The sequence below is a fragment of the Ruegeria sp. TASC047 genome (genome assembly GCF_059612445.1).
In genome coordinates this window covers 1-26,052 of record NZ_JBXWQP010000001.1, presented here as the reverse complement: position 1 = coordinate 26,052, position 26,052 = coordinate 1, and the positions used below count along the sequence as shown (strand labels likewise).

General features: G+C 60.4%; 23 protein-coding genes. 15 read left to right on the top strand and 8 right to left on the bottom strand.

Features of this window, described 5'->3' with window-relative positions; genetic code table 11:
- Window positions 1-36 precede the first annotated feature (36 nt).
- The 4 genes from merF to AC2FLO_RS00100 form a co-directional block, all read right to left on the bottom strand.
- Window positions 37-267: a mercury resistance system transport protein MerF gene (gene merF / locus AC2FLO_RS00115; protein WP_323804450.1), complete on the bottom strand. Its 231-nt coding sequence runs from the start codon at window positions 265-267 to the stop codon at window positions 37-39.
- A gap of 97 nt (window positions 268-364) precedes the next feature.
- Window positions 365-661, bottom strand: coding sequence for a mercuric ion transporter MerT (gene merT, locus AC2FLO_RS00110; protein ID WP_323804451.1), 297 nt, complete (start codon window positions 659-661; stop codon window positions 365-367).
- Window positions 662-683: 22 nt separating this feature from the next.
- Entirely contained in the window at window positions 684-989 is a 306-nt protein-coding gene (locus tag AC2FLO_RS00105) for a heavy-metal-associated domain-containing protein (RefSeq protein WP_323804452.1), read from the bottom strand.
- A 12-nt stretch (window positions 990-1,001) separates the two neighbouring features.
- Entirely contained in the window at window positions 1,002-1,409 is a 408-nt protein-coding gene (locus tag AC2FLO_RS00100) for a mercuric transporter MerT family protein (protein ID WP_496811533.1), read from the bottom strand.
- Window positions 1,410-1,505: 96 nt separating this feature from the next.
- Between AC2FLO_RS00100 and AC2FLO_RS00095 the strand changes: the two genes are divergently transcribed.
- Entirely contained in the window at window positions 1,506-1,907 is a 402-nt protein-coding gene (locus AC2FLO_RS00095; RefSeq protein ID WP_323804468.1) for a MerR family transcriptional regulator, read from the top strand.
- Between the two features lie 329 nt (window positions 1,908-2,236).
- Here AC2FLO_RS00095 and AC2FLO_RS00090 read toward each other — a convergent pair whose 3' ends face one another.
- Window positions 2,237-3,304: a helix-turn-helix domain-containing protein gene (locus AC2FLO_RS00090; protein ID WP_323804454.1), complete on the bottom strand. Its 1,068-nt coding sequence runs from the start codon at window positions 3,302-3,304 to the stop codon at window positions 2,237-2,239.
- A gap of 226 nt (window positions 3,305-3,530) precedes the next feature.
- On the opposite strand from AC2FLO_RS00090, the gene AC2FLO_RS00085 reads away from it, so the two are divergent.
- From AC2FLO_RS00085 to repC, 4 genes are all read left to right on the top strand, one after another.
- Complete coding sequence (locus tag AC2FLO_RS00085) at window positions 3,531-4,433, top strand: recombinase family protein (RefSeq protein ID WP_496811532.1); 903 nt, start codon at window positions 3,531-3,533, stop codon at window positions 4,431-4,433.
- Window positions 4,434-4,779: 346 nt separating this feature from the next.
- Entirely contained in the window at window positions 4,780-5,979 is a 1,200-nt protein-coding gene (repA, locus tag AC2FLO_RS00080; protein ID WP_496811531.1) for a plasmid partitioning protein RepA, read from the top strand.
- The gene (repB, locus tag AC2FLO_RS00075) at window positions 5,964-6,947 is read left to right on the top strand and encodes a plasmid partitioning protein RepB (RefSeq protein WP_496811530.1); all 984 of its coding nucleotides are present in this window, start codon (window positions 5,964-5,966) and stop codon (window positions 6,945-6,947) included. Before repA ends, repB begins: the two co-directional genes overlap by 16 nt.
- Window positions 6,948-7,185: 238 nt before the next feature.
- Window positions 7,186-8,241: a plasmid replication protein RepC gene (repC, locus tag AC2FLO_RS00070; RefSeq protein ID WP_496811529.1), complete on the top strand. Its 1,056-nt coding sequence runs from the start codon at window positions 7,186-7,188 to the stop codon at window positions 8,239-8,241.
- A gap of 212 nt (window positions 8,242-8,453) precedes the next feature.
- On the opposite strand, the gene AC2FLO_RS00065 is transcribed toward repC, so the two are convergent.
- Window positions 8,454-9,656 carry a Fic family protein gene (locus tag AC2FLO_RS00065; RefSeq protein ID WP_496811528.1) on the bottom strand — a complete coding sequence of 401 codons (1,203 nt, stop codon included), beginning with the start codon at window positions 9,654-9,656 and terminating at the stop codon, window positions 8,454-8,456.
- A gap of 301 nt (window positions 9,657-9,957) precedes the next feature.
- Here AC2FLO_RS00065 and AC2FLO_RS00060 point away from each other — a divergent pair, with 301 nt between their 5' ends.
- The 9 genes from AC2FLO_RS00060 to AC2FLO_RS00020 all read left to right on the top strand — a co-directional run bounded on the left by AC2FLO_RS00060 (window position 9,958) and on the right by AC2FLO_RS00020 (window position 20,894).
- Window positions 9,958-10,443, top strand: coding sequence for a hypothetical protein (locus AC2FLO_RS00060; RefSeq protein WP_496811527.1), 486 nt, complete (start codon window positions 9,958-9,960; stop codon window positions 10,441-10,443).
- Between the two features lie 40 nt (window positions 10,444-10,483).
- Window positions 10,484-11,416, top strand: a complete 933-nt coding sequence (locus AC2FLO_RS00055) for an ArdC family protein (RefSeq protein WP_496811526.1) — start codon at window positions 10,484-10,486, stop codon at window positions 11,414-11,416.
- Window positions 11,417-11,486: 70 nt separating this feature from the next.
- On the top strand, window positions 11,487-11,876 hold the full coding sequence (locus AC2FLO_RS00050) for a DUF3768 domain-containing protein (RefSeq protein WP_496811525.1): 390 nt from the start codon (window positions 11,487-11,489) through the stop codon (window positions 11,874-11,876).
- A gap of 156 nt (window positions 11,877-12,032) precedes the next feature.
- Window positions 12,033-14,006, top strand: coding sequence for a ParB/RepB/Spo0J family partition protein (locus AC2FLO_RS00045; RefSeq protein ID WP_496811524.1), 1,974 nt, complete (start codon window positions 12,033-12,035; stop codon window positions 14,004-14,006).
- Window positions 14,007-14,083: 77 nt separating this feature from the next.
- Window positions 14,084-14,677 (top strand): regulator, encoded by a 594-nt coding sequence (locus AC2FLO_RS00040; RefSeq protein WP_496811523.1) that lies wholly within the window; start codon window positions 14,084-14,086, stop codon window positions 14,675-14,677.
- Window positions 14,677-15,333 (top strand): DUF6927 domain-containing protein, encoded by a 657-nt coding sequence (locus tag AC2FLO_RS00035; RefSeq protein ID WP_496811522.1) that lies wholly within the window; start codon window positions 14,677-14,679, stop codon window positions 15,331-15,333. Before AC2FLO_RS00040 ends, AC2FLO_RS00035 begins: the two co-directional genes overlap by 1 nt.
- A 113-nt stretch (window positions 15,334-15,446) precedes the next feature.
- A complete protein-coding gene (locus tag AC2FLO_RS00030) occupies window positions 15,447-19,721 on the top strand; it encodes a strawberry notch-like NTP hydrolase domain-containing protein (protein ID WP_496811521.1) in 4,275 nt (1,424 codons plus the stop codon).
- Between the two features lie 14 nt (window positions 19,722-19,735).
- Entirely contained in the window at window positions 19,736-20,041 is a 306-nt protein-coding gene (locus tag AC2FLO_RS00025) for a hypothetical protein (RefSeq protein WP_496811520.1), read from the top strand.
- 124 nt (window positions 20,042-20,165) lie between these two features.
- Complete coding sequence (locus AC2FLO_RS00020) at window positions 20,166-20,894, top strand: DUF736 family protein (protein ID WP_496811519.1); 729 nt, start codon at window positions 20,166-20,168, stop codon at window positions 20,892-20,894.
- Between the two features lie 153 nt (window positions 20,895-21,047).
- Here the strand turns inward: AC2FLO_RS00020 and AC2FLO_RS00015 are convergent, their stop codons facing one another.
- A complete protein-coding gene (locus tag AC2FLO_RS00015; protein WP_496811518.1) occupies window positions 21,048-23,513 on the bottom strand; it encodes a S8 family peptidase in 2,466 nt (821 codons plus the stop codon).
- Window positions 23,419-24,501, bottom strand: a complete 1,083-nt coding sequence (locus AC2FLO_RS00010) for an AAA family ATPase (RefSeq protein WP_496811517.1) — start codon at window positions 24,499-24,501, stop codon at window positions 23,419-23,421. Before AC2FLO_RS00010 ends, AC2FLO_RS00015 begins: the two co-directional genes overlap by 95 nt.
- A 681-nt stretch (window positions 24,502-25,182) precedes the next feature.
- Between AC2FLO_RS00010 and AC2FLO_RS00005 the strand changes: the two genes are divergently transcribed.
- Window positions 25,183-26,052 (top strand): DUF2493 domain-containing protein (locus AC2FLO_RS00005; protein ID WP_496811516.1); only part of this gene is annotated, 870 nt, incomplete at its 3' end.

Below are 26,052 nucleotides of genomic sequence, written 5' to 3'. Positions count from 1 at the left end.
CAGGCGTCATTTGCATGGATGTCAGCTCAGTTTCCCTCAGGATGCCGAACTGCGCGCGTTCTTCCGCCAGAGCGCGTAGATGGTCAGCAGGATAAAGATGCCCAGTGCCGGAAACAGCACGAGGTCCAGATATCCCACAACGGCGGCCAGGCCGACCGCGCCGAAGAGGATCACCAAAATTGGTGTAAAGCAGCAGAGCGCCACAATGATCGTGCCGATAATGCCCACCTTCAAAAGGCCGTTCGAAGATGTGTCGTCTGAAGGCATTGTAATTTGTTTCCTTATGTCGGGTAGATGATTTGCGTGGTGCCACCGGATCCGGGATTGTCCCGAACAGCCAAAAGACCTGTCTCGGTGCGTTGCTCTACTCGGCCGCGACATCGGCCGGGCGGGGGATGTTCTTGCCGGTGGCTTTGGTTTTGGTACAAGTCTCGTCCGGCGCGCCATCGATACCTGCTGATCCTCTGCGCCTGATCTCGCGAACAACCAGCGCCGCGCCAATTGCCGCGACGACAGCGGCTATTCCGCCGAGCCCCGTCAACCACCCGCCAATCCCGCCGAGAATGGCGGCAAGGATGACGCCACCGCCGCCACAGCAGATCACCATGATCGGCGCGGCAATGATGAAGGCCAGAAGCCCGCCCATATGTTTGTCATCCATGGCCCTACCCGTCCTTCCGTGCTCAGGAGTCCCCTGCCTGGAGCACCTCGGCCGGATAGCCATTGGACTGGACGGCTTCGATGATCATGTCGGGGCTGGTTGCCTGATCGTCGAAGGCCACGACGTAAGTGCCCGTGCCAAACTCCTCGCCGTCCTGGAAGTCGATAATTTCGACCGTGGGCACGCCGCGCATGGCCGCCGCGACGGTGAATGAACAGGTTGGGCAGGTGAGTTCGCCGACACCGACTTTGATGCGCTGTTCTTCGGCACTGGCAGGCATTGCGGCCAGAATTCCCAGGGTCGCGATGGCGAGTTGGATTGTTTTCATGGGTCAGACCTCTCAATAAGACAGGATGTAGGGTGTCAGGTATGGGAAGATCATCGCCACGGCGACGATCACGGTGGCAACCCAGAGAATGGATCGCATGAGTGTTCGGTTCATCGGACGCGCGCAGGTGCCGTCGGCGCAAGCTTCGGCCGGGATCGGGCTATACGCCCTGTAAAAGCCGTATCCGATGAAGGCGGCACTCAGCGCGAAAGTGATCCACTTGTATTGATAGAATGCACCCAACTGGGCGATGAACACGCCGGTGACGCCGAAACTCACCAGCACCAGCGGCAGGATGCAGCAGGAGGTCATGGCCAGCGCGCCCAGCACACCAAGCCCGGTTGTCGCCCATGCCTTTTTGTCGGCTGCCGGCGTTTCGCCCATTGCCGTCTGGCGGCCGGCGGATGTGGTTTCAGTCATGGTTCGAATCATCCTTGCCTCAGTGATGATCTCAATCTAAGGTCTGTAGCTGGTACAGGCTCAAGGGGGTTCAGCGTGAAAAATCATCACAGATCAGTGAAGGCCCTCAGGCGCGGCGATCTGGCCAAGCTGACCGGATGCAACCTCGAGACCATTCGCTATTACGAGAACATCGGCGTCATGCCCGAGCCGCCGCGCTCCAGCAAAAATTATCGCGTCTACGATGACAGGCATGTCGCACGCCTGCGCTTCATCATGCGCGCGCGCGAGCTCGGGTTCACGCTCGACGAGGTTCGCGATCTGCTCGCATTGGTCGATGGCGGGGCCCAAACCTGCGGCGAGGTGCAGGTGCTTGCGAAAGCGCATCTCGCCTCGGTCCGCGCCAAGATCGCGGATCTCAAACGCATCGAACACGTCCTGTCTTCCACCGTGGCGCAATGTACCGGAGACGACGTACCCGAATGCCCCGTCATCGATGCGCTGACGGAGGTGGCCTAAGAGGCGTGCTTCAGGAAATCTACGGCAATCAAACCGGTTAGCCCGTGGCTCCTGCGCCAGGGACACCGTGACCAATATCGTCGGCAGTGAAAACACCCCGCCCAAACCGGCAACCAGCCATTTGAAACCACCTCCACGAATCAGGCTGTGCCGGGCAGGCTGATCAACTCGTACAGGTGCACACTGCGAGATACCGCAAGATCCATCGCCCGACCCGGCGCGGCGCGGCTTTGCGGTGCTCACGCCTCTCCTGAAGGTCGGGTATTTCTCTGGAAACTGAATGTCTGAAAGCGCGCTTAGGCGTGTTCCAGTTCGCATTCGGGCAAATTCTAAATTGCTGTCCGCCACATTCGAAACCGTCCTTGCCCTGTTACCTCACGGACCAAACCCCTTTCCTCCATCCAGGTAAGGTTGCGCTGGACCGCCGCACGGCTGGCTCCGGTCAGAGTCTCGGCCATGGGGGCGGAAACCAGTGGCCATTCGGTCAGCATTTCACGCAAAGCCGGTGGAGTTTTGCCCGAGATCGAGATCATCTCGGCTTCTGTCCTCGCAGACCATGTCTCAATATCGTCCAAGTGCCGCATCGCGGTCAGGCAGGCAGACTCCATCCCTTCCAGCCAGCCGGCAAGACGCTCCGGTGTAAAGCCAGAGGCGCGCAACCCTCCTGCCCCGCCCATAGCGAGCGGTGCAAATATGGCACCGCTGCTGTCGCTGGCCGCAATCCTGGACGCGGTGACGGCGGCTTCGATCTGGTCTCCGTGTTGTCCGAGGCCCGCCGGGCTCCAGAGATGAAAGCCCATGCAAGCCCGCGTGATTGGGTGGAGATCGGCTGCGGCTGCCATTACGTCCAGCCATCCGCCCGCGCGATCCTCGAAACGCTCAGCGCTGTCTTCAATGTTCTCGGGATCGCGGCGATCCAGGAAGGCGGCCAAGTCAATCTTCGGTCCGGGACCACCTGTCAGGCGCCGAACAGCCCATCCAATCCGGGCCAAGGCATTTGGGTCATCCTGTGCGCCTGACAACCGCATCGATATCCAGAGTGCCAGACGATCAGAACTCACCCGATCACCTGCGAACCAGCTCAGGTCTGCCGCCTCGATCAGTGCCAGTCTGTGCCGCCACCCTTCAGGGCCGCGCAGCAACCGGTCATCCAGGGCACCTAGGCGTCCGGCCACCCTTGCCAGAAGCGCAGGGTAAGTCCCCTCTGCCTTTGCCCAGTCGTCGATGACAGAAGTTTCGGGCGGTTCCGCCCGTGGCCCGGGGGGCAAATCATCCGGTTCTTCTTCAAGCGGCCCAGGAAGGAACCAGAGATCGTCTTCCGAAACATCATCATCCCCCTCGGTAGTGATGAGGGGGTCGTCGAAATCATCAGTAAAATCAGGCTCGTGCGACTTCATGTGTGCAAAATACTAATATTATGCACATTACCCAAGCGATTTTGTGGCCATTGTCCATGCTCTTTATATGGTATGCTCGCGCGACTGCCGGTGGAACCCCTCAGATCGCGCTCAGCGCAAGGAAACCAAGGGATTGTGCACCAGCGCGACGAGAGAACACCTGCTTGCATTCGCTTACAAACGGTCGTTTAGTAGTGATACCTAAAATTGCAAACGGCCCGTTTTCATGCCCCTGATAGGCTACGCCCGCGTTTCCACAGAGGATCAGACCCCCCTGCCCCAGTCTGAGGCCCTGCAAACTGCGGGATGCGTCGAAATCCATGAAGAGCACGCCTCCGGTGGCAATCGCGCCCGGCCGGTGCTTGCCCGTGTGCTGGAGCGCATTGGCAAGGGCGACACGCTGGTTGTCGTGCGGATCGACCGGCTTGCGCGGTCTCTTTCGCACCTTCTCGAGGTAATCGAGCGTCTGGAGACAAAGGGTGCCTTCTTCCGCTCGCTCCAGGACCCGATCGACACGTCCTCCCCCCAAGGCAAGTTCACGTTGCAGGTTCTCGGCGCCGCGGCCGAGTTCGAGCGCGCCCTGATCCGCGAACGTACCAAGGCCGGGCTTGCCTCTGCGCGCGCCAAGGGTCGCGTGGGCGGCAACCCCGGGCTTCGCGCAAAGGACCCCGCCGCGCTGCGCAAAGTACGGCTGGCACGACAGGACGGCTATATGGAGCGCTTGAGCGAGACCGCGCAGGACTGGGTGCCCCATGTGCGCCGCCTGCGGCCCGATATGGCCTGGGAAGATGTGCTGCGGATCATCAACGGCCCCCTGCCCCATGATGGGCACTGGACTCAGAGCCGCCTTCTGCGCGCCGTGAAAGCCTATGTGCGCGACGGGTTCCTGCCCGCCGAGGTTCTGGGCCGCGCCGGACGTCGCGAAGCCGAAGACCGCCTGCCCGCTATCGTCGCTGGCATCAAGGGCGCAGACCCCGAAATCACATTGCAGGCGATCTGTGACCGGCTAGAGGCGATGCGCGAACGCACACCACGTGGACGCACGAGTTGGCAGCCGTCTTCGGTGAAAATGCTGCTTGAACGGGCGGAACGAATTGGCCTCATGCCGCACGAATCGAGCCAAGGTTAGGTGTAAGTTCTGACCCGAATTCAGAAAATCCACCGGAAGAGAACTCCACAGGAGGCAGAAAGTGCCATTAGTTGCTTGGGTTTAGCTGCTATTGTACCAACTCTACAGAATAGCAGCTCGATACGGCTATATCTGTATTTAATCTATCTATATCAATGGTTTGCTGAATTTTTCTCGCGGCGGCACTTATTGGTGCTGTGGATAACTTTCACACTACATTTAGATTTTTCTTGCCGGACTCGCTGGATCGTGGCATTCCCATTCTGACGGCAAAATGCGTCAGGCACGCTGTACACCGTCAGAATGACCAAGAGCCTTAGCAGGGGCCAAGAGTGGGCGGCAGGACATGGATGATCGTAACGTTAGATATCCGCAAGGCATAGGCTCTTCTGACATTGGAGCGTTTGCTGACAATCTGGCCGAGTCCTTGGATCGCCAGATGAAGATCGCATTCGAACCCGAAGAGCGGAAGTCCCTAAGACGCTTCAGTTCCACCGAAGTTGCCGGCCTACTGCGCGTAAGCCCTTCTAACCTGCGCAATCGGCACAAAGACGGCAGCTTCCCTGAAGTGCACACAGATAACCGCGGACACCGGTTCTACACCGCCGAAGAGGTCGACGAGTTGCGCGATATTTTGGGGCGCACGGGAAAGAACGCAGAAGCCTATCGCCCAGGTCGCCGCGATGGCGACCGTCTTCAGGTGATATCTGTCGTTAACTTCAAAGGCGGGTCATCAAAAACGACTGCAACGATTCATCTTGCGCAAAGGTATGCCTTGCGCGGTTATCGTGTGCTGGTCCTGGACCTCGATCCGCAAGCAAGTTTGACCACGTTTTTCGGCTTTCGGCCCGAGCTTGAGTTCGCCGATGGCGGCACAATCTATGATGCTCTGAGATATGAGGATCAAGTTCCACTCTCGGACGTCATCCAAAAGACCTACTTCCATAAACTCGACATGGTTCCAGCCGGTTTGATGCTCTCGGAGTACGAAACTGAGACCGCAAACGCCCTCGCCCGTCGCGTACAGCCCATCTTTGCGGAGCGCCTAGCATTGGCGCTTGAAGAGGTTGAGGCAAACTACGACATCGTCCTGATCGACTGCCCGCCGCAACTTGGCTTTCTAACCCTGACTGCGCTGGCAGCCTCGACGGGGCTATTGGTAACCGTCGTGCCTGGCATGCTTGACATCGCATCCATGAGCCAATTCCTGAAGCTTGCTTCAGAAACGGTAAAGGCCGTGGAAGAAGCCATCGGTCGGCGTGTTACCTGGGATTTTGTCAAGTTCCTGATTACCAGATATGAACCGTCGGACGGACCTCAGACCCAAATGGCAGGCTACCTGAGATCAATTCTCGCCGGTCAGGTCATGACAGAGCCAATGCTGAAGTCTACGGCGATCTCGGACGCGGGGATGACCCAGCAGACCGTCTACGAAGTTGATCCGAGCCAGTTCATCAGAAAGACAATTGATCGCGCCCTGACCAGCGTGAACGGCGTTGCCGATGAGCTGGAACAGACGCTCCAAATGGCATGGGGGCGTCGCTGATGGCCCGAAACATCTTCAACCAGCCTCCAAAGGATGAGACGGGGAGCGCAGTCCCCTCCCCTACCCCGCCAAAAGCGGCAAAGCTACCGGGATCTGTTGGCGGATTGCGCGACTCTTTGCGCGAGATCACAGCAAACTCGATCCGCGACATCGGGCCCGACCAGATTGACATGGATGGTCTGCGCGATCGGTTGGTGCTGGAAGATTCCAGCATCGATGAGTTGGCCGAGAGCATTCGCAAGCATGGCCAACAAGTGCCAATCATGGTCCGTCCATCAGCCCAACCGGACAGATACCGCATCATCTACGGCCGCCGCAGGCTTGCGGCGGTCCGTAAAGTCGGTGGAACGGTCAAGGCGATTGTTCGAACCTTGGATGACGACGCATCTCTGATCGCTCAGGGCCAGGAGAACAACCTCAGACTTGATCCGTCTTTCATAGAAAAATCCCTGTTTATCAAAGAGATGCAGGAATCAGGGTACAAACCCGGTGTCATACAGGATGCTCTGGGTCTGACCCGGCAAGGCGTATCCAACCACAGGGTCGTCATAGAGCAACTGCCTGACGGGCTTGTTCAACTCATCGGGCCAGCACATGGCATCGGACGACGGCAGTGGGGTGATCTGGCTGCCTTATCGGCGAAGGTAGATTTGGTGGACATCGCCAAAGAGGCAATCGCCGCCCTGCCCGACGACACTCCAAGTTCCGAAAAGTTCCAAGCGGTCTATTCGGCTTGCTCAAGCAAAGTTCGTAGCGACAAGAAGCCGCCCTATCGTGGCCTGACATCGGTCATCAAAGATGAGAACGGCAGTTCATTGGGCACGCTGACAATCGATGAGAAAGCGATCGCTATCAAGGTCGCCAAAAAGGACAATCCAGAATTCGGCCAGTGGCTCGAAGTGCGAGTGGAAGCCACGCTTTTGCAGCTCTTTGAACAATGGCGGGATGAGAGAGGCTCTGGGTCCTAACCCAGGCCATACAGAGGAACACGAGCAGAGGAGAAAAGCGAAGACCCGAAAGAAAAGAGCCCCCCAAAGTTTCCCCTGGAGAGCCCTCATCATCTGATTAGCACCTATGATGTAGCAACCTCCAGCATACCGGTCAAGAGTCACCGATTCGGTGGACCGATTTTTATTGCCTTTTTCCACGAGAAATCGAGGAAAAAGACGGGGAAGTTGTGGGCCGAATGGTCGTCGTGAACAAACCATGGCATTTATAAAACTGTCGATCGAAGCCGCAGGTGCTGATGCAGCCCCCGGCTCATTTCCCCCATCTGAAACCGACGTCTGGGCCATCTTCAGAGCCCTGAGAGACGCGCGCAGCGTGTTTGGTCTACGTCCTGGCCACATACAGACACTTCAAGCCATGCTCAGTTTTCTGAAGCCTGGCCATGGTGAAACGGTTTTTGCGTCGAACAATTCCATCTGCCAGCGCGTTGGCGGAATCGACGAACGGACACTCCGCAGGCACATCAACCGCTTCGTTGAACTCGGATTCATCAAGCGCAATGACAGCTCGAACCGAAAGCGCTACCGCGTTCGCTCATCCGGCGGGGAGTGCATCAGTTATGGATTGTCTCTCACCCCCCTGCTCCAACGTGCGAGCGAGCTTATAGCCATCGCGCAAGAGATGGAGAATAACCGGCGAGATCGGATATTTGTCCGCAAACAGATCCTTACAAAGCTCGCCCATTTGGAAGAGCACGATCCTAGCAACACATTCATCAACCACGCACGGAAAGCTCTACGCAGGAAGCTGAGCCTCCCCGAATACCACGCTCTGCTCGCCAATACAGATGCAGAATGCCAGAGTTTGTCTACCCCGGATGACCCGCCTGAAACTATGGAATTGCCCGCCAATGACGGACAAACTGTCCGGCATCAATCTAAGTCTGAAGAAGAAAAAAAAGATTTAGATAGCAACATAGGCGATGAGGTCCTGAAACCAGACTTGCTGACCTCAGTCTGCGATCAGGCGACATCGTTCTCCACAGAGAGACTTAGAAACTGGTTGGACATTGAAAACCATGCTCGAACACTTGCACCCATGATGGGCATTCACCCAGAGATTTTCGAGAAAGCCAAGAATGCTGTAGGAGCTCAGAAAGCGTCATGCGCGATCTTCATCATGCTACAGCTTGGAAAACGCATCAGGGATTTTGGAGCGTATTTTCACAGTATCACCCTGGGTCAAAGGCAAAACCAATTTGATCCATTAGCTTTGATCAAGCGACTGTCCGAAAACAATGAGCGAACTGTCTAATGTCCACCGCGGTGGACTTCGAACGAGAAGCGGCGCTTGTGGCAACCAAAACTGTCCAAACGCACCTAGCGGCGCGTGGTGGTTCTTCAGTTTATCTCAGACCAGCAGATGTCCACCGCGGTGGACAAGTGACACACGAGCAAGCCTTGATGAAAATCTGGCCGCCCATGGAAGAAATCGGCGGCCAGGCATTACACCCTAAATGCCTAAAGTTATTGTGGGAGGTCACCATCTCCAAACAGATTTGGAAAGAGCCGCTCTCGATAGTCCAACGGAAACGCCAACCGAACTGGCGTCTTCGGCGAGGCGGACGTCAGGTATCCGGCGGCGGTCAGTTTACTCAGCGTGTTGCGAGCAGTACGCTCGGACGTCTTGAGCACAATCTGCGCATCGCCTCGTTCCAGTGCCCCATGCCGAAGAACCGCCGAGATTAGTTCCGGCGCTCGCTTGTCATCGATGGTATCTGCAACAAGACGACGATACCGTTGGTCCAGTCCGCCGAGATCGAACAGCTTCGCGGAGAACGTGATCTGGTCGAGCGTCACTTTCAGGAACCATTCGCTGAACGTCTTCAGTGCCGCCTCTGACAGGTTGCCGCGCCCGTCTCGGTCTCCGCGGCGTGGGCTGTCGGCCAGATCCATCATCCGTTTGTACTCGCCCCGATCGGTTAGCCCGCGGGCCAGCCCACGTGATACGGACCAGAGCCCTTGGCCACCAATCCCCGCTGTGAGGGCGATGGCATGAGACATCAATCTGCTGACGCGGCCGTTACCATCCGGGAAAGGGTGGATGTAGTTGAGCCGGTGATGTGCAGACGCGATCGCGATGATCCGTCCGCTCGAAGATCGCGCCGCAATCTGAAACCGTCTGTCGAAATGGTCCATGAATGCCGCGACGCGCGACGATGAAGGAGGTAGGTGGCGCCCGACCGCAACTTCCCGATCGTCATCCTGGCGCATGCGTCCCGGAACGATGGGCTCTTGTGTGCCGTCGGGATGTTCGATGACCCGAAACTCATCCGGCATCTCGTCGTAGAAGCTCTTATGGACCCAAGTCAGGAATTCGACGGATGTGGGGCGGGGCAGGGTGCCCTTGCGATGCATCTCGTCGATGGTCCGTTGAACGATGACGTGCGCCCGGGCCTCAAGGGCGAGAGGGCGAGTTTCTTCCTCAAGCTCGGCGCCAGCTAGCGCCCTTTCGATGTCGCGGGGCCGTGTGTTGTGTCCTTCGATCAGGTTGGAGTAGTAGCAGTTCATCACGCGGACGAGATCGGCAAGCTCGGCTGCGCTGTCAGGATGCAGCCCTTGTCCCAGCCCGGTGGCTTCCCTCTGGATGTCGACCGAAAGGTCTGCCAATTCTGTAGGAATATGCTCCTCGAAGAAGCAGGGTTCGATTCTGGCGGGTGTTTCCAGCATTTTTGCCGATCTTCTATGTTTGCAAAGCAATTGAAAAATATACACATTTCGGGCTTAGAGGCAAGGTTTTGCCGATATGCGTTGCCGATCTTGCCTGCCGATCTGAATTTGCTGTTCCAAATCAAGGGCTTCTGGAGACGGCCCGGTATTGAGCCGTTTGTTGAGGACCCGTTGGTTTTTGAGAAGGACAGGGTCCGTACCCGGGAAAAGTGAAAGTGTCCTTCGGGTTTTGTGACTGACGGATGAGGGCCTTTGGGGCCCCTCAGATGGGTCCGGGCCGGATTCCGGTCTGTTTTTCCTGATGAAGGGCATTCCCATGCAAACAGGTGTCTTGCGCGTGTTGCGCGCGACCGCCGCCTCGTGGTGGCGACACAAGGAACTGCGCCGAACCGGCCAGACGGAGCTGGCGCAGCGGCTCGAACGCGAGACTGTGTTGCGCAATCTCGGATATCTCAGGCAGGCTGAAACATTGCCGAATGCCCATGTGATCTGTGGCGATGGCGGGACGTTTGTCCAGCTCGGCTGGACCACCGTGTCGACTTTCGCGCCAATCGAGCGCTTTCCCTTGGCCGCTCTAGCGGTCGCACGTGGGACGCCGTTCATCGATATCCGACCCGTCAACAATGTCATCGCATTCGCGAACCTGCCGCGCGTGACACGGGACGGATCGGTCGATCCTGAGCCATGGAGATTTGGCAGTTCCGTCTCTCTAACCACCTACATCGCCATGGTCGAAGAGCTTGGTGCCAGGATCGTCAACGATCCACGCGCCAGTCGGCCAGCCTGATCACTATCCCCTCACACCAACACTCGAAAGGAGGCCAGCCATGGCCCGTTCCCGCACGCCCAAATTCGATGCCTCCGAGGTCATCACGAACGAAATCATCCGTATCATCGAGCGCGGCGTCCTGCCGTGGCGCAAGCCCTGGACCGCCGGTGGCAGTTCCCGCCCGCTCCGTCACAACGGCGAGGCATATCAAGGCGTCAACAACTTCCTGCTGACCATGCGGACCGTGATGGCGGGCCACAGCTCGCCCTACTGGATGACCATCCCACAGGCCAATGCCCTGGGCGCCAAGGTCCGCAAGGGCGAGAAGTCCTCCGTGGTGGTCTATTACGGCCAGAGCCGGAAACAGGACGAGGCGTCTGGAGACGCCGACGAGGCCGATGGGGATGAGACCCGCGTCTTCCGTTTCCAGAAATCCTATCGCGTGTTCAATGCCTGCCAGATCGAGGGGTTGCCGGATAGCTTCCATCCCGAGCCGGACCGGGTGCCTGAGCATCCGCCCGCTGAAACCATTCCCCATATGCAGGCTTTTTTTGATGCCATCGATATCACCACCGTTTTCACGGGTAGCGATGCCTACTATCTGCCGCCGGTAGACAAGGTCTACATGCCGCCGATTACGCGGTTTCAAAATCCGCCAAATTTTTATGGGGTTTGGGCCCATGAACTGGGCCATGCCACAAAGGCGCGCCATCGCTTGAACCGCGACTACGGTCTTTCGCGGTTTGGCAACACAGCCTATGCGCGCGAGGAGATCGTGGCCGAGCTCACGTCCTGCTTTCTGGGGCAGGAACTTGGGTTCACGTCGCATACGCTCGAGATGAATGCCGCTTACCTCTACAACTGGCTACGCGTTCTGCGCTCGGACAAGACCGCGATTTTCAAGCACGCGGCCGATGCGCAGCGCGCCTGTGATTACCTTATCGCGCGATCGGAGGCGGGCAGGGCAGGGGAGGTCGACCAGGCCGCTTGAGGGGATGTGTGTCGGCAAAGGGAAAGCAGGCTTTGGGAAGGGTGTTTCAAACTTTTCAAAGGACAGACCCATGACCAACGCAGCACAGCCTCTGACAGACCGCCCAGACCCCGCCGTAATCGCCGCTCAGAATGACGCTTTCCGCGAGCTCGCCTGCCTCGGGATAGCACCAGAGGCGCCCATCCAAGGCCGGATGCATGTGACCCGCTCGCTCATGGAGGCGGGGGACGGTTTCATGGCCGAGGCGGTGAATGTCACAGGGGTGTTCGACACATTCGAACCCGAGAATGACCCGGAGGGCTGGCATGATTTCGGGGCCGTCGAGATCCAGGGTGAAACCGTATTCTGGAAAATCGATCTCTATGAGGCAGATTCTGACTTCCGCTACGGGGCCGAGGCCCCGGATAACCCCGAAACCACCATGCGTGTGCTGACCATCATGATGGCGCGCGACTGGTAGGGCAGGGGACGCCTCAAGACCCTCATGCCTGACACTCAAGGCCCGCCGACCCCTTAAAGGGAAAGCGGGCCTTTTGTCCTTTTGATCCCCGAAGCCGGGGATTGGACGCGCGTTTGAACGCGTGGGCCACACCATACCCATCGAGAAGGACATCCCATGACCGCAAGTTTCAAACCTACCACCGTTGCCATCGGTGATCTTGTCGCCCACCCCGCCAATGTGCGCAGCAATTCCCCGGACACCTATGGCTCCGAGAACATCGCGCATCTGAAGGCCAGCATCGCCGTTCTGGGCCTGCTCCAGCCGCTCCTGGTTCAGAAGCTCGACGGCAAATACGCCGTGCTTGCCGGTGGCCGGCGGCATGCTGCGCTGAAGGAGCTGGTCGCGGAGAAGGCCGCGAAGGGCTTCACCGCCAAGACCAAGATCGACTGCCGCCTCGTGCCAGAGGATTGCGACGTGACGACGGCGCTGTCCCTCGCCGAGAACATCACCCAGGCCCCCATGAATGCCATCGACGAGTTCGAGGCCTTCGCCCGGATGATGGAAGTCGACGGCCAGACGCCCGAGACCATCGCCAAAACCTTCGGCACCACTGTTTCCGCCGTGAAAGGCCGGTTGCGCTATGGCCTCATTCATCCGGATATCCGCGCTGCGGCCCGTGCCAAGGTGATCACGCTCGATACGATGAAGGCCTTTGCCGAGCATCCAAGCCAGGAAGTGCAGCGCGAGGTCTACGAGGCGCTGACCAAGGAAGACAGCTATCTGCAGGCCTACACCGTCCGACAGGCTCTCAAATCCCGCGGCGTGCAGATCAGCGACGATATCGGGGCCTTCGTGCGCGAGGACTATGAAGCGCGCGGCGGTGCTATCGCCGCCGATCTGCTGGAGGAGCATTCGGTGCTCGAAGATGCCGCGCTGGTCGAGACCATCCTGCTCGCGAAGCTCGGTGCCGCCGCCGAGGAAGCCCGTGCGAAACTGGGTCTTGCCTGGGCCGATGCGATGGTGCGCTATGATTACGCGACCATGGCCGACTACGGCCGCGTTTATCCCGGCCCGATCGAGCCTGATGAGGCCGCCCAGAAACGCGTGGATGAGATCACCGCGGAGCTCGAGCAGCTGCAGCTCGAGATGGAGGATGAGGGCCTCGAGGACGATGCCTACAATGCCCTCTACGAGCGTGTGGACGTCTTGGAAGTGGAAGCGTGCGATTTGCAGGAGGCCTACTGCGCTGAAGACCTTGCCCGCGCCGGCGTGATTGCGTCGTGGTCGGGCGGTCAGGTCACGCTCCATGTGGGCCTCGTGCGTCCTGAGGACAAGCAGGAGGCGTCTCGCAGCCCTTCCGGGAACCAGACCGGTAAGGACGAGCCCGACCCAGGCGAGATCACCTATCCGGCTTCGCTGGCCGAAGATCTCAAGACCGAACGTGCGATGGCCCTTGGCGCCGCGATGGCGTTGCACCCCGAGGTCACGCTCGATCTGACCCTCTTCAAGCTGGTCAGCGACGTTCTGGGCAGCGGCATGAATGTCACGCAGGCGATCAAGATCGATGCCCGCAAGGAATACCGCAGCCACGCCAAGATGGACGAAATCGACGGCACCTCGCTCGAGCAGGTGGCGGCGGCGCATCATGTGCTTGACCTTTCGTGGCTCGATGACACCCGCGCGCCCGCCGATCAGTTCGCGGCGTTTCGCGCGCTGGAGCCGGGCGAGAAAGCCAAGCTCGTCGCCTATGCCACAGCAAGCACCACGCAGTCCTGCTTTGCACGGGATCGCCAGCGCGACAGCCTGATGCATGACTTCGAGATCGAGATCATGCCCGACATCCGCGCGCATTGGACGCCGAACGCGGCGCTGTTCAACCGCTTCAAGAAGGCCTGGCTCCTCAAAATTCTGGGCGAGGATCTGGGCCTCGCTCAGGAGGCGGTGACGCTGGCCTCATCGAGCAAGAAGGAGATCGTCGCCTTCTGCGACAAGCTCTTTGCCGAGCCCTTCGCCACTCTGACGGACGCACAACGCGCTGCGGTAGCCGCCTGGTGCCCGCCGATGATGCAGACCGCCGGAAGCGCGACGGACGAAGCGCCCACGGTAGAAATCTCGGAGCCTGACACTGACGTCGCGAAAGCGGCCTGAGCGACCCTCTCGACCCGTGCAAGGCTCAAATACCGCGCGGGTCGACCCTTTCCCACACCGAACAGAAAGACATCCCCATGGCTATTCTCAAGTTCTCCGCGTCCGCTGTCGCGGCGCAGATCGCCCATGCGCGCGCCTGCAAGACCTTCTTGCCCAACTGGAACGGACCCGTGGACAGGCCCGCCCTGATCTTCATCGTAGGCAATGGCGTGCATCTGCGCTCGAACGGCATTGATGGCACGACCACCCGCATCGTCACCACCGAGCAGGCCGATCCCTCCTTCGCCTTCGCCGACGGCATGAACCCGTTTCGGGACACTGACTGGATGGCACAACGCCGCATGGCGTTCCGCGACCTGACAGGGCAGTTCTACACGGACATCCTGGACGACGTGCAGGTGCTCATCGACCGGGGGCAGGGGACAATCCGGCTCGCCACGGATGGTCACAGCATTCGCGTCTTCGTGCGCCGTGCCTCGGACTATCTCATCGGCGGGACGTACGAGGTACCCTCCGGCCTCGGCGGTACCTTCCGGGTCATCCTCAAAGATGCCTGCGACACCTTCGCGATCGTGCAGAACTGCGGCAATTGCGAGGATTTCGACGCGATGCAGCCCTACCGTGTGCCGCTCGATGCGCTCATGGAGCTCGATGATCGGAGGGCGGCATAGTGGGATGGCTTTTCTACACCGACCGCCGCATAAAATCCTACGCGGATGAGAAAGCGGAGATTGCCCGGCTTTGCACTTTCGAGGGCAACACGCGCAAAACCGAACTGGTGAAAGCCTGCAAGGTCGGCTCCACCTGGTATGCGGCGGCAAGGGTCACCAATCTCGACGGCACCGCTGTCGAAGACGCGACCTATGTGACCGATCCTGACGGCTCCATCACTTTCGGGGCTGTCTTCCTCACCCGATACGATGACGGCTGCTGGGGTTACAAGGATATGGAGGAAAGCGCTGGCCCGAACGAGTCGCGTGCCCCCCTTGGGTTGATCGAGCGCCTCTCCGACCTGAAAGACGAAGGCAGCTACGCCCATGCCTGGCGCCAGCGCTGCCGGGATTGGGCTGCGATCCCGGACTATGAGGAAGGCGACAAGATTAGGCTCGCCGCGCCCGTGACATTCACCGATGGCAGCACCTGCCAGATCGTCACCGCGACCCACTACAGGCGGGGTCGGCAAAAACGCCGCTGCTACCGCATTGAGGAAACCGGCGGGCTCGTGCGGCTTTCGAAGGCCTCGCTTGCGGGCTCGGAGCTGCTCAGCTCCGCGAAGGGCGCGGCCAGTCCGGTGCTGGCGGAGTATCTCGCGGGGCAGGAGGATTGAACGACTAGACCATCAAGCACCGGTGCTTCCTTCGAGCCCTCTCTGCTCTTACAAAGTGTAGAGGGGGCTTTTTGTCTTTTGGAACTCAGACCCTGATCCAAAGGACAAACCCCGTGGCCAAGCCAACCCCAACAAACCCAGTTCTTACCGTCTCCGATCCCGATCTTTCCACCGCTCTGAGGCAGATGGGAGCGGAGATTGATCATCAGCCCCTGCGCAGTTCGGCGCTTGCCCATATCATGCGGGAGGCGTTCGGCGGCAGCGATGCCAGTGGCGCGTGGGACTGGCGCATGGCCTATGACATGATGCAGGCTGCGGCTGTTCAGGTGCTGCTGCGTCGAGACGGCGCCGAGGGTGGTATTGCCGCTGCAAAGCTGCTCGCTTCGCGGCTCCTGACGGAAACCCGCCGCTCCGAGCAGCAGATCCGGTTGCAGCAGTTTTCCACGCCACTGCCATTTGCCGCCTTGGCCGTGCGGGCGGCTGCGGTCCGCAAGGGCGAGACCGTGCTCGAACCATCCGCCGGAACTGGCGCCCTGGCCGCTTTCGCCACCCGCGCCGGTGCCACTCTTCTGCTCAATGAGATCGACCCCTTTCGCCAGCGCCTCCTGCGGGCTGTCTTCGGGGGCGAGGTGACTGGTCACGATGGTGAGCATATCGACGATCTGCTGCAGACACCGGTCCTGCCCGAGGTCGTGGTGATGAACCCGCCCTTCGCCTCTTCGATCGATCGGTCTAGGGATAAGCACATCGCGGCCAAGCATCTCATCGCTGCCGCGAAGCGCCTCGCGCCCGGGGGGCGGCTGGTGGCGATTATGCCGCCGGGGTTCAGCGCCAAGCGTGATGCCGCGCATTGGACACGCGCCTGCGGGCTCCTAACCCCACGCCTCGCGCTGACGATCCCGGGGCAGGTGTATCGCAAGCTTGGCACCTCGGTGGAGACCCAGCTCTTGGTCTTCGACAAGGTGCAGGAAGAGGATGAGCTGATCCGCACCGAAGTGCACGATCTCCAAGAGGCCTTGCCATATGTCGACGCCGTGGCTGCGAGCCGGCCCGCGGCGCGTCTCGCCCAAAGGGCGGCGACGAGCCCTCACGCGGGGAGGGTCGGTCCAGTGCCTGTTAATCGCAAGCATCCATTTGCAGCAGTCGCTGCATCCAAGACCAAAACCAACGCCGCCGTTCCGCTCGCCTTCACCAGCCTTGAGACCCCACGGGACAACACGCCGGTCTCGGACATCTATGCCCGCTACCGCCCGCAGCGGATCGAGATCGCAGGGGCGCAGGAACATCCCACGCCGCTCGTCGAAAGCATCGCCATGGCCTCTGTGGCGCCGCTCGTGCCTTCGAGTACGGCCAGTGCGGAATTGCGCCTGCCCGCCAAGCTGATCGAAGAGGGACATCTCTCCGAGGCGCAGCTGGAAACCATCCTCATGGCGAACGATGCCCACGCGCGGGATTTGCCGGGCAGGTTCACGATCGATGACGACCAGACCAAGCTGACACGTGCCGATCATGACCCGGATGCGCGCGCCTATCGCCTCGGCTACTTTCTTGGCGACGGCACCGGTTGCGGCAAGGGTCGGGAATGTGCGGGGCTGATCCTTGCGGGATGGCTCGCCGGACGCCGTAAGGCGATCTGGGTCTCCAAATCCGCGACGCTCATCGAGGACGCCATCCGCGACTGGACCGATCTCGGCGGCTCGCCCGCCGACATTCAGCCGCTGTCGAAATGGAAGCCGGATCAGCCCATCCCCATGGGCGACGGCATCCTCTTCGTCACCTACGCCACGCTGCGTTCCGCTGGCAAATGTGGCACGACCCGCCTCAGCCAGGTCCTCGACTGGATGGGCGAGGGGTTCGACGGCGTGTTGGCCTTCGACGAGGCTCATGCCATGCAGAACGCCGCCGGCTCGGTAGAGGGCAGGGGGGTCAAACCCTCCCAGCAGGGTCTCGCCGGGCTGAGGCTGCAACTCGCCGCCCCCAGGGCCCGAGTTTTCTATGTCTCGGCAACCGGCGCGTCCAGCGTGCACAATCTCGCCTATGCCTCCCGTCTCGGGCTCTGGGGCCAGGGGCCCGAATATCCGTTTCCGAGCCGGGAGAGCTTCGTCTCCGCGATGGAGGCCGGCGGGGTGGCAGCGATGGAGGTGGTCGCGCGCGATCTGAAGACGCTCGGGCTCTACACGGCCCGCGCGCTCAGCTTCGATGGGGTGGAATACGACGTGCTGGAACATGCACTGACCACGGCCCAAACCGAGATCTACGACGCCTATGCGGGTGCGTTTCGCACGATCCACCACAATCTCGAGGCGGCACTCACAGCAACTGGCGTCAATGACGCTTCCGGCGAGACCAATGCCTCCGCCGCTCGTGCCTCGGCCAAGTCCCGCTTCGAGAGCACGAAACAGCGGTTTTTCAATCATCTCCTGATGGGCATGAAGGCCCCGACCATCATCCGTGCGATCGAGGAAGATCTGTCGGCAGGTTATGCCTGCGTCATCCAGGTGGTTTCGACAGGCGAAAGCCTGCTGAAGCGTAGGCTTGAGACGATGGACCCAGAGGATGAGCTCGTCGAGGGCGCGCTGACGCCGCGCGACTATGTTCTCGGCTACCTCGAACAGGCCTTCCCGATCCACGCGCAGAAGCTCGTCGAGATCGACGGCAACATGGTGGCTGAGCCTTTGCGGGATGACACCGGGGCGGTGGTCGTCTCGCGCGAGGCGCTCGCCCTGCGCGATGCGGCAATGATGGAACTGATGACGCTGGCGCCGATCCCCTCGGCGCTCGATCAGATCCTCTGGGAGCTCAGTGATGAGGCCGTGGCCGAAGTCACCGGGCGCTCCATCCGCCCTTTGAAGGCCGAGGATGGTCATCTCTTCATCGAGAAGCGCGCCGCCAGCAGCAATTCCTCCGAGACCCAAGCCTTCATGGACGGCGAGAAGGATGTCCTGATCTTCTCCGATGCGGGCGGCACGGGCCGGTCCTATCATGCAGCTCAGACCGCGAAGAACCAGAAGCGGCGACGGCACTACCTGCTGGAGCCAGGCTGGCGCGCGGACGCGGCCATCCAGGGGCTGGGCCGCACGCATCGCTCGGCCCAGGTCAGCGCGCCCTTCTTCCGGGTCTGCACCTCGGATGTGCATGGCGAGAAGCGTTTTACTTCGACGATCAGCAAACGGCTCGACCAGCTAGGCGCGCTCACCAAGGGCCAGCGAGAAACCGGTTCGCAGGGGATGTTCCGCGAGGAGGACAATCTCGAAAGCCCGATCGCGCGAGCGGCGCTGCGCGGCTACTACGCCGATCTTGCCGCCGGACGCGCCGCCGCGATGAGCTACGAGAGCTTCACCGACTGGACAGCCCTGCGGCTGATCGACAAGGACGGCGTTCTGCTCGAAGAGCTTCCCCCGATCCAGCGGTTCCTCAACCGGGTGCTGGCATTGCCGATCCACATGCAGAACGCGCTCTTTGCGGAGTTCATGAGGCGGATCGCCGATCAGACCGAACGGGCGCGCGCGGCAGGCACCCTCGATCTCGGCGTCGAAACCCTGCGTGGCGAAAAGATCGAACAGGTCTCCACCGAGGATCTCTGGACTTGCCCGAAATCCGGCGCCGTAACGCGGATCATCGGGCTCGAGGTGACGGACCCGGTGCATGTGCTGTCCGCGGATGAAGCGCTCTCGCGCAATCCGGACAAACAGCCGATGGTCAACCGCGCGTCCGGTCGTGCTGCGCTGATCTCGGCGCGGCCGATGCAGATGTATGACGAGGATGTCGTGACGCTGATGCGTAGGGCGGTGCGGCCCAATGGGTCCAGCTATCTCGAGGAGACCCAGTTTGAAGCCTCCGCCTGGGAAGAGATGGGGAGAGCAGAGTTCATCCGGCTCTGGGATGATGAAGCCGCTGCCCTGCCGAAAACCACCAAGACCAAGCTCTACCTGTTGATCGGGCTGCTATTACCGATCTGGAAGGACATTCCGACCACCAATGAGCGCATCTACCGGGTCACGCCCGATGGTGGCACCAGCATGATCGGACGTACGCTGAGCGAGGAAGGGGCGGCAGCGCTGCGCGCGCGCTTCCTCGTTTCCAACCCACAAACCCCAGAAGAAATGCTGACCGCCGCCCTAGGCACCACTACCCAGGTCGATCTGGGCCGCGGCCTGACCCTGACCCGCCGCAGGGTGGCAGGCGAGGTGCGCCTCGAGCTGTGCGGCGCCGACAAGGGCATGATCGAGGGTCTCAAGGCCATGGGGTGTTTCACGGAGATCATCGCCTTCCAGCTTCGTGTGTTCCTGCCGCATGGGGACGATGTCGACACATTGGGCATCCTCTCCCGGATTGTTGGAACCGGACCAGGCGCCACGCGGGACGTAACTTCAGTGGCGGCTGAATAGTCAAGGAGGCGATCATGACACTCGAAGAGATCAAATCCGCCGCCGATGCAGGCCAAACCGTTCATTGGGCCAGCACCGGCTACCGCGTGCACAAGGACAGCCTCGGCCAATACCTGATTACGTTTGAGCCGAACGGTAACACCATCGGGCTGACCGACCGGAGCGGGCTGCGGCTGAACGGGGATGAGGCAGAGTTCTTCATCGCGGAATCGGAGGAGGGCGACGAGAAGAGCCAGGACAGCCATCTGAGGCCAGACGGGCAGGGGAGGGGCGTCGTACACGGCGGGGAGGTGGCACAGTCTCTCAGGCACCAGTGCTGAACTGAAGGTTGGGAAGAAAGGAAAGCGAGCTTTCTGGTTTGTGATCCCAGGAGGGGTCGAAAAAGCAATCCCGGATGCCCTGGCAAGGACGTCAGGCACCGGACATATCAGAAGGAACCATCCCATGTTCGCAGGAACCCTGACCCGCAATGCCGAGACCGCAGCCGCTCAATACTCTGGCATGATCCATTCGACGCGTTTCGATATCGCCATCCAGCTTGAAACCCGCCCGAAGATGTCCGAGCGCAGCCCGGATTACGACGTGACCGCGGTCAACAAGTCTGGCCGCAAGGTGCGCATCGGAACCGCATGGAACGAGACCGGCAATACAAGCGGCAACCCCTACATCTCGATGCAGATCGATGTCGGTCTCGGCCCGTTCCGCGTCAACGCCGTGCAGACGAAAGAAGCGCGCGCAGCCAAGAGCGGCGAATTCGAGATCATCCCGATGGTCTCCAACGGCCTCATGAAATCCGGCTCGATCTCGGGCGAGCTAACCGCGATGGACGCTGACAACGCCTTCGCAGGCTACATCGCAAACATGATGTTCGACCTCGACTTCATGCTGATCGAGAACGAGTTCAAATCCGAGGACACCCACCCCGACTACCGCATCGAGGTCAGTTCGCCCCGCGGCAAGCCGATCCGTGTGGGCTCGGCCTGGATGGCCAAGAGCAGCCGCACGGGCAACGACTACCTGTCGCTGCTGATCAACACGCCCGATGGCGACCTGCGCGTCAACGCCGTGCAGAACGAAGAGCAGCGCGGCGGCCAGACCTTCTCGATCATTCCGTTCATCGACAGCGGGGAACAGCCGCAGGATGCAGGCACGGGCCTGTCGCTGGTTGCCTGATCAGCGCGCGAGGCTTGAACATCTGAACAGCAAGGGGAGCCGTGGGATCACGGTTCCCCTATTCAGTCGAGTGATCGAATGGCGATTGCATGGGGCGGTCCGATGTAGATGCGTTGTCTAGATTGGAAGCGCCGCACAGCGTCTCCAATAGAGTCAAACTTGCACAACCGCTTGAGCGGCAATTAGGGCTTCGACAGCTACTTGAACCTCGGCATAAAGTTCGGTGTCCAACTCTTCCGCATCGATTTCCACGATCAATGCATAGCGCACAGAAGGCAAACCTTCAGCGAGAAGCTTTTTGGATTTCCACCATCCGGTAACTGGGTGAACGGCCAACAAGTTTCGCCTTGCGAGATCTGATGCCTTACATGTCAGTTGATCGATGTGCAGCGATCCGACATGACGCCGATTGCTTCCGTATTCCCAAAGATCATCCTCTTCACTTCCGGGGCCATCCGGTTTTTCGGCCGCTTTGCTGATCCGCGCTAGAAATTGCGCTTCATTCTCGTCAGCACGATTGAGTTGGAACCGCAGATTGTGCGAGGCGTAGCGATACCGAACGCCACGAGAAGCTTCTGATGGGTTCGGGGCGACGAAGCTGCTGAGAGTCACCCGCAAGGTCACATCAGAATTGCCAAGCGCACGCAGGGCCTCAACGGGCCAGGGAAGGGGGAAAAGCTTCAACTCGTTGTGGACATCACCGCCCGTCTTTTCTGAGATCCCATAGGGTGTGATCGTATCTTCTACGATGAGTGTTAGCGCATTTGACGCACTGCGGCGGGCGCGGGCCATGTCGGGAACGCCATATCCATAGCGCTGGAAGAGCGGCGTGTAGTGCCCCTTGTTCGCTTGGGCAGGTAGATGTGCTCGCATCTGCTGTGACCATCGTGCTGAAGACACGTAAAGCCCGCGAACCGTTTCGGGCCAAAGCGTCGGGTAGTCCGACCAGAGCTCGGTCGCATCCTTGGCTGCAAGAGCCGTCGCAGCGCTAGTATCGAAGGTGAATGTGAAGGACCGCACCGGATAATTGTGGTGCGTCGAAAGGAGAGACAGCCATCCATGCCGCATCGGCGGTGGCATGGCGCTTAATGCCCAGTTTCCGCCCTCAAGCACAACGTCCGGCTTGTTGGGCCAATGGGACGACCAGGATGCCGTTCGCGACGCAGGCGATAGATCCCCGAATGGTGCAAGCGCTTGGGCTGGTTCGCCGACAGGTAGCACGGTCTTCTCGGTAAAGGCACCGACAGACAGCGCGTTCCAAGCCTGCGCCGGCGACTCGATCTCGTTGTCTTCGTGATCGCATCGGTCGAGGTAGTTTCCGGCACCGAAAGTGAAGTTGTCGGTGTTCCCGGCCGAGACAAGCACCAGGCGTTGCTGTTTCACCTCACCTGAAACACCGGCGGCAAGTTGATCGAGCTCCGTCGACCACGAGGTCGGGGCCCCGTCATGCGGGGTGTCCTCACCCGTCGTCGTTGTCATTGTGAAAGTACGGCGCCGGGGGCCGACCTGTTCGACCACGTTGATCGCTTGTCTGGTCACCGCGCCGAGGAGATGATGCGGGTTTATCCCGGCATCAGGCAAGAGCTTCACGGATTCCAGACGGTTCGCGACAGAAACTGGGTTCGCCTGATGCAGTTTTGGCGCCAGATCTCCGAAGAGCGCGAGACCACCCATTTCTGTGCCGTGGCCTTTCACATCCTCTAGTCCCCAAGCCGGGTTGGCGGCATGCCGATCCTGAGCGCTCAGCGCAGGCTGAAGGAGAGGATGAGCCCGACTGACGCCGGTATCCATAAGCGTAACGTAACCAGGATCGGGATTGTCGCTATATGTTGTCCGGCCCGTAAGCTCATCGACCCACTGCGCCTGTTCGTCCACCGGCAGGCCGTCAAAGAAATCTGCGGTGATGGTTGGAGCAGCAAGGGCGCGCACGCCGCCGAGTCGGCGGACGGCCTGGGCGAGCTGATTGCGATCGGCTTGCACGACCAGGATGGTATCTTCGGGAAACTCCAACCGATCCGCGCCCACAGCCACGCCATAGTTGGGCGCCGCAGCAACGAAGTCTTCAGTCATCTCCGGTTCGAGCCAAACTTCCCAGACAGTCGCAAGATCCGCCGCTGGAAATTTGTCTGGCGGGCTGCGCCAGAGGGCACGAAGGCCAGCTTCGGTAACTGCCGCCACGCTCTGGACTAGGTCCGCGTTTCTTGGGCGACCGGGAACGACCTCACCATCCTTCTCTCGATCGGGTGTATCCTCCGTTCGGAACTGCTCAACTTTCTTGCGCAGCTTTTCGATACCTTTGGCAGTCGCAAAGACCGTTGCCCGCTCTTGAGCAACACCCGGATCAGGCGTCTCGGCGACGCGAAGGAGCGTCAGGCCACTGGCGTCTAGGCTGTCCCTTTTCAGGCGCTCGTCGACACGGGAGCTGACTTCCAGATAAACGCCGGGAAGGTCAGTGGCCGGAATATCCGGCAGCGCATCAATAGCCTGAAGCAGCGCTTGAGCGTGCGCGGCGCGATTGGGGACATCACTTGGTCTTTTGGACCCGCCCCCGCCCTTTGCTTGGAATGGGCGAGGTTGTCCGAGATTGCGAAGGTGGAAGTGTCGAAGATCTCGTGCCATTGTCGTCCGTCCCTAATTCTTGGAGCGACCGTCGGCGTTCGAGGGCATCAAGCAAATCCTGTGTCGCAATCTTGTCGGTATCTTTCAGCACAGCACGTCGGGCGGCATCTTCCGCCGCCGCCACGACATCGGCCGTCGAGAGGCCTTCGGCGACATCCGTCACCCGCTTCCATCCCATGCGAGCGAGCGAGAAACCGATCAGACGGCGTTCGAGCGCCTGCCGGATCGCAGGGCCGTCGGGCATCACATATGGCAACACGAGATCGAAGCGGCGCAGTACAGCTCGGTCGAGAATTCCTGGTAGGTTCGTAGTGGCGATGACGATCGAAGGTCCTGTGTCCTCATCGAGGAATTGCAAGAATGAGTTCAGGACCCGCCGGGCTTCGCCGACATCATTCTCGCCACCCCGGGCTGCCGCTAGAGCGTCAATCTCATCGAAAAGATAAACACCGCGAGTGGTCTTGATCGCATCGAAGACCATTTTCAGCTTCTGTGCTGTTTCACCCATGAACTTCGTGATCAGCCCGTGGAGCATGACCGAAAAGAGGGGGTATTGCAGCTCCCCGGCAAGCGCTGATGCACTCAGGGTCTTGCCGGTCCCGGGAGGGCCGGAGAGAAGAACGCGCCGCCGTGGCTTTAGCCCCTTTTCTTCGAGCTTCTCGCGCATGCGTGTCTCGACAACGAGATGGGCAAGTTCGCTCTCGATCCTGTCCGGCAAGATTACATCGACGAGCCGCTCGGTCGGATAGCTCGCGGCAAGAAACTCCGCTAGATCGCCGCGAGGTGTCGCCATTGGGGTGACGGCAGGAGTACGCTTCGCCGGCGGTTTTTGTCCCGCTTCGGCCCATTGCCGCAACTGTTCGGCCAGCCGGGTGTGCCCCTTCTGTTCTTCGGCTGCAGAGAGTTGCATCGCCAGATCGAAAAAACGATCAGCGTCCCCTTCTGCGTGGCTCTTAACGAGACCGATGAGTTGTTGGGCGGAAGCCAAGGTCGAACTGCTCTTTCTGATTGATCATTTTCAGCGTTGATAGGGTCTTTTCTACATCCGAACCCTTTAACAGACCAGACAATTTGCGCGGTTTGCACGCGGAGTGTGTCGGTTTTGTGCACTCGACCATCGACCTGAGACTTTGCCTTCCGGCCTCCCTTGCTCGGCTTCGCGTGTCGCAGGTGAGAACGGCCCTGCGGTCCGTCGCGCATTCGGCCATTCGGCCTCACCGCGGCGTAGCGCTTGGCATCCCGGTTTGCCCGTCTCGCGAGCACGTCGCTCCCCGGCCGCTCCGCCGGATTGCGCTCTGGTCTGTTTTGCGGGGCAAAACGATCCCGCCGCTCCATCCGTCTTCCGCGTCCGGTCACGCCGTTTGCCTGCTCGGGTCGGGCAAACCTACCGTCAAAACACACACACATGAGCGTGGAATCATATCCTCCGGATGGCCCCCAAATCAGCCCGCCTCAAGGATCGCAAAACTTTTCGGCAAGGGAGGCGCGGGTGGGGAGGACGGTCCAGTGCGTGAGAGTGCACGTGTTTTGAGCGATCCGCTCGGAAAACTTTTGCGCCCGGCAAGCCGGCGGCTGCGCCGTCCCTGACCCGGGCAGATTCGGAAACCAGACATTCGGCCATGCCACCACATTCACGTGGTGGTCGAACCCAATATCTGGAGACAAGACCATGGCTTACGATCAAGCGAACACCTACGAGACCATCGAGCTTTTCGGGCTGACCGAGAAAGACGCCCATCTGCCGATCCCGGAAGATCACATCCTGAAGGACAGCATCATCCGCGAAACCTTCGAGACCCTGCTCGGGCAATTGCGCGGGACCGGCCTCGAGGCGGAAATCGAATCGCTCGCACATGGCCTCGCGACGATCCTGCAACGGCGCAAGGTGACGCTCGGCAAGGAGGTCGATCGCACCGCCGACAAGATCGGCGCCCTGGCGAAGTCCCACGACGGATCGGAAATCGCCGAGACCGCCCTGGAAGAGGCGCAGACCCGCTTCCTGCACCTGCGCGAGATCGTCGGCGCCATCGAGGTGATGAGCGAGGCAGCGGCGGAATGCTACGAGATCGAGACCGGCCATGCCTTCATCCCGGCGGCAGGGTCACGCGCCAGTGGTCGGGCGCAGGAGACCGGGGCCGTCTTCGAGGCCCGGCAGCTTCTGGAGCAGCATGATCGCGAGACGGCCGCGAAGTCCAAGGTCGAAGGCGTGCCGCTGATTGTCTCCGGCGCAACCGACTGGACCGATATCGACGTCATCTTCAATACGCTCGACAAGGTTCGGGAGCGGATCAAACAAAACCGCAATCAGGAGATCTTCCTCTGCCACAAGGGTGGCAAGCACGGGGCCGAGATGATCGCGGCCCGCTGGGCGCGGGCGCGCGGGGTCTCGCAGGCGCGGTTCGATCCGCGCTGGTCCGCCCATGGGCGGGCGGCTCCGTTCAAGTGCAACGATGAGATGCTGGACGACAAGTTTGCCGCGACGGGGGTTGTTCTCTTCGGCGGCAATGGCGTGGCGCTGAACCTCGGACAGAAGGCCGAG